This window comes from Clostridium sp. AM25-23AC, assembly GCF_003435125.1.
Lineage (GTDB): Bacteria > Bacillota > Clostridia > Lachnospirales > Lachnospiraceae > Pilosibacter > Pilosibacter fragilis.
The window spans coordinates 1-3,950 of the sequence record NZ_QWGI01000070.1; the positions used below are offsets into that span (position 1 = coordinate 1).

General features: G+C 50.1%; 6 protein-coding genes. 5 read left to right on the forward strand and 1 reads right to left on the reverse strand.

The features are described 5' to 3' along the window. Positions 1-287: ImmA/IrrE family metallo-endopeptidase (locus tag DW677_RS17665; protein WP_242992245.1), on the reverse strand; the 287-nt coding region annotated here is incomplete at its 3' end. A 1,126-nt stretch (positions 288-1,413) separates the two neighbouring features. Between DW677_RS17665 and DW677_RS17685 the strand changes: the two genes are divergently transcribed. The 5 genes from DW677_RS17685 to DW677_RS17705 form a co-directional block, all read left to right on the forward strand. Then, positions 1,414-1,944, forward strand: a complete 531-nt coding sequence (locus tag DW677_RS17685; protein WP_242992247.1) for a class I SAM-dependent methyltransferase — start codon at positions 1,414-1,416, stop codon at positions 1,942-1,944. Between the two features lies 1 nt (position 1,945). Then, positions 1,946-2,557 carry a class I SAM-dependent methyltransferase gene (locus tag DW677_RS17690; protein WP_117567921.1) on the forward strand — a complete coding sequence of 204 codons (612 nt, stop codon included), beginning with the start codon at positions 1,946-1,948 and terminating at the stop codon, positions 2,555-2,557. 22 nt (positions 2,558-2,579) lie between these two features. Then, the gene (locus tag DW677_RS17695) at positions 2,580-3,263 is read left to right on the forward strand and encodes a class I SAM-dependent methyltransferase (RefSeq protein WP_117567922.1); all 684 of its coding nucleotides are present in this window, start codon (positions 2,580-2,582) and stop codon (positions 3,261-3,263) included. A gap of 11 nt (positions 3,264-3,274) precedes the next feature. Then, entirely contained in the window at positions 3,275-3,472 is a 198-nt protein-coding gene (locus DW677_RS17700) for a hypothetical protein (RefSeq protein ID WP_117567923.1), read from the forward strand. Positions 3,473-3,483: 11 nt separating this feature from the next. Continuing rightward, on the forward strand, positions 3,484-3,950 hold a 467-nt coding region (locus DW677_RS17705; RefSeq protein ID WP_181968401.1), incomplete at its 3' end, for a class I SAM-dependent methyltransferase.

Here is a 3,950-nt window from a genome sequence, read left to right on the forward strand (position 1 = left end):
TAGAGCATGAACTCATGAATCGGGGTGGTTTTCGCCATATTCCGGTGAAGCTGATCATGCCCTAATTCATGTGCGCATACGATGCGCAGCATATTTTTATCAAGACTGTTATTCAGGAAAATAAAGCGATTTCGCTTAATCACCCGGTACATTCCCTTCAGGGAACCGAAATTTTCGCAAAGCATGACATTGATACCAAGCTGCCTTGCAATTTCAAAAGGGTCTCTGGAACCGCAGCGTTTTACCAGTTTCTCACCGACCCGTGAAAGCTGTTCCGCATTCATCATACCACCTCCAGTTTACAGTATAGCGAAAAGTGTGTACGATAAATATCACTGATCGGATTTTTTACGCCTCGTTTTCGGGGCGTATTTTTTATTGTTCTCTTTGGCAATCCAGTAGGCATCGGTCAGAGCTTTATAAGCTCCTTCGATGGCATCTTCGCTTAATTCGCCGCCAGCGAACATACCGGTCACTTCGCTGACCAGTTCTTCAATATCTTTCGCTGCTTTTGCGCCGCCTTTTTCATGAGCTTCTACGACATAGGTGCCGCTGCTTCCCAGCAGGTACTCGGAGCCTCTGACCTGTTACGGATGGCGTTTTTATGACAAGGATCAGGTAAAAATAGATACTTTCTGTGGTGTCTTTGATGTTTCGAGATCAGCAGCTGCTATCCGATTGGAACAACTGGGCTATCTGAACCGGAAAAAGGATTATGAATATCATGATCCATTGGAGGTGTGGCCATGAGTAGGAATATCAGAGTATCGGAACCATCTGCGGAAATGCAGATTAAAATCATCCGGGCAAAGGATGCGGTTGCTTCGCAAAAGCCCAGGACTGTCAGGTGCCCTTATCGCCGACACAATTCAATCTCGAACTGTCCTGCATCCTCCATGCCAGCACGGATTATCCTCTGATGGGCAGCGAGCCAAGCAAAGAGGAAGTCAAAAATGATCTTCTGAGCATTATTTTGGAGCTGTCTACGATTGCGAAGAAAATCTAATCGTGCTCTGCGTTTGGAAATGACAAAATAGAGATACTATACCATTGCAAAAAAGAAGTGAGCACGATATAATATGGATAAGAAGACAAAAGTCACCGCAATAGTGTGAAAATAGATTTTGGCTGTTTCCATAAGGAAGTAGATCGCGAGGCGTTATCCTCAGTGGCTGAAAACACAGATGTGTGATGCTTGCAGCAAGCTATTTGTATAAGCCGAAAGGCCGCAGAAATGCGGCTTTTCCTAAATACATGAGTTAGCCGAACCTAACTTATCAATGTGCGCGTGCCGCTTAGACAAATCTAACTATAAAAGGAGAGACAGCAATGCGAGAACACAAAAATTTCTGGGACAGAAATGCAGGTCTGTATGACTGCTTTATGCGAAAAGACAGGGCAGTATACGAGAAAATGTATGAGCTGATCTGTCCGGTCGTGAAAGACAAAACAGTGCTGGAGGTGGCTACCGGAACGGGACTGATCGCCAAGCACATCGTAAAAGCAGCGGCACACATCGAGGCGACGGACGCCTCTCCGGAAATGATTACAGAGGCCAAACGGGGGAATTACTCTGCGAAGCTGCGTTTTTCCATGCAGGATATGTTTTCTCTGCCATACGCGAGCAAATCATTCGATGTGGTAATCGTATCAAACGCACTGCACATTGTGCCTCAGCCAGAAAAATCACTGCGAGAGATCAAACGGGTGCTGAAGGATGACGGTGTGCTGATCGCGCCTACCTTTACGCACGCAGAAAACTCATTTCCTGGCAAGGTCAAAGCCTTTTTCATGAATCTGGCAGGCTTTCCTCTCCACAGCAAGTGGACGAGTGAAGAATACCTAAAATTTCTGCAACAGAATGATTGGACAGTGCGAAAAAGTGTTGTTCTAAAGGCCTCTTTTCCGCTGACCTATACGGAATGTGTGAAATCGGAGGTGTGATATGTCCTTCTTTGAAAACACCCGAAAGCCCGTAGGCTTTAGCGGGAAGATCATGGTTGCTATGATGAACTTTGGGCACAGCGCAATGGCAGCGTGGGGATTGCATTTTTTGCAGCCCGCCCCGGATGCCATGGTGCTGGACTGCGGCTGCGGCGGTGGAGCGAACATCAAAACGTTGCTGAAGCTGTGTCCCAAGGGCAAGGTGCAGGGCATCGACTATTCGGCAGTCAGTGTAGAAAAAGCGCGAAAGGTCAATGCAGGTGCCATTGCAGCAGGGCAGTGTACTGTGCAGCAGGCAAGTGTAGCAGAGTTGCCGTTTGAAGCGGAGCAGTTTGATGTGGTGACCGCATTTGAAACGGTCTATTTCTGGCCGGAGCTTGCGCAAAATTTCAGAGAGGTCTATCGGGTGCTGAAGCCCGGCGGGACTTTTTTCATCTGTAACGAAGCAAACGGCGAAACAGCAAAAGACGACAAATGGACGCGAATCATTAACGGTATGACCATCTATACGGATGCTGATCTGAAAGTGTATCTGGAGCAAGCGGGCTTTGGCAGGGTTCAGAGTCACAAAAATAAAAAGGGCTGGCTGTGCGTCACAGCGCAAAAGCGGTGAAATAGTGTAAGGAGGACGGAGCATGGAACGAAAAGAAGCAATCCGCGGTGCCTATCGGCTGACAGGCGGCAACAATTTTTATGATGGTATGATCACCTGCTCCACCCTGAGCGGGAAAGCGGTGTGCCGTCTTGTGTGGGACATGAACAAGGTGGAAAACGATGCCTATCTGGAAAAGGCACTGTCCGGCATCCCGGAGCATTTTTCTGGCAAGCTGCTGGAGGTGCCGGTGGGCACCGGCATTCTGACCATGCCGCTTTACAAGACGCTGCCAAAAGCGGACATCACCTGTCTGGATTACTCGGCAGATATGATGGGACAGGCGCAGGAAAAGGCAGACCGCCTGCACCTGAAAAATGTGACCTTCCGGCAGGGCGATGTGGGTGCACTTCCGTATGCGGACGGCGTCTTTGATATTGTTTTGTCGCTGAACGGCTTTCACGCGTTCCCGGACAAGGAGGCCGCTTATCGGGAGGTGTTCCGGGTCTTGAGGCCCGGCGGGACTTTCTGCGGCTGCTTTTATGTGAAGGGCGAGCAGAAGCGGACGGACTGGTTTGTCCGGCACATTTATGAAAAGACGGGGTTCTTCACACCGCCCTACGAGATGGCCTTCAGTTTGAAAAAACGGCTGGAGAAACGGTACGTAACCGTAACACTTGGAACAGTGAAGAGCATGGCATGGTTTGCCTGCCGGAAAGCAGAATAAGGAGAACAGGGATGGTCTTACAAACGATTCTGGAAGGCCTTGGGTTGGGAGTTCTGCTGGTTCTGATCTGCGCTGCGGGCATTCGTAAGGGGGCTGTTGGGATGGTGCATTTTTACAGCCCGGCGGTGCAGCAGCGGTGTGTGAAGCTGGGACTTATAACATACGAGAAAATGGTGCTGGCGGCAATGATGACTATTTTTACTCACTGAGGGAGGAACCTATGAAATACAAAATCGAGAAAAACACCGTGCAGGAGACGTTGATCCTCCCGCTGTATTCACGGAAGCTGTGTACGGAGTTGTATCCGAACCTTTACCGGGACGAAACGGCGGTGCGTCTGATCGACCAGATCGACTACGACTTTTCAGAGGCAGAGAAAAATTCCCGCAGCCTGATGCAGCGTTTCGGTGCGCTGGAGGTCGCCATGCGGCAGAATGACCTTGCCTTTGAAGTGCAGGCGTACCTGAAAAACCACCCCTGCGCGGCAGTGGTCAATCTGGGCTGCGGGCTGGATAACACCGGTAGAGCCTGCGACAATGGCAGATGCAAGATCTACAATCTGGACTTCCCGGATGTGATCGCCTTGCGGCAGCAGCTTCTGCCCGCCGGTGAGCGGGAGCAAAACATCCCCTGCGACCTGAAAGATCCCGCATGGTTTGACAAGATCGATGCCTCCGGCGGGGCGGT

Excerpts from the sequence above, each read along its gene's own strand:
- DW677_RS17685 (WP_242992247.1), top strand. The coding sequence starts at position 1,414 with ATGTATGAGCTGATCTGTCCGGTCGTGAAAGACAAAACAGTGCTGGAG.
- DW677_RS17690 (WP_117567921.1), top strand. The coding sequence starts at position 1,946 with ATGTCCTTCTTTGAAAACACCCGAAAGCCCGTAGGCTTTAGCGGGAAG.
- DW677_RS17695 (WP_117567922.1), top strand. The coding sequence starts at position 2,580 with ATGGAACGAAAAGAAGCAATCCGCGGTGCCTATCGGCTGACAGGCGGC.
- DW677_RS17700 (WP_117567923.1), top strand. The coding sequence starts at position 3,275 with ATGGTCTTACAAACGATTCTGGAAGGCCTTGGGTTGGGAGTTCTGCTG.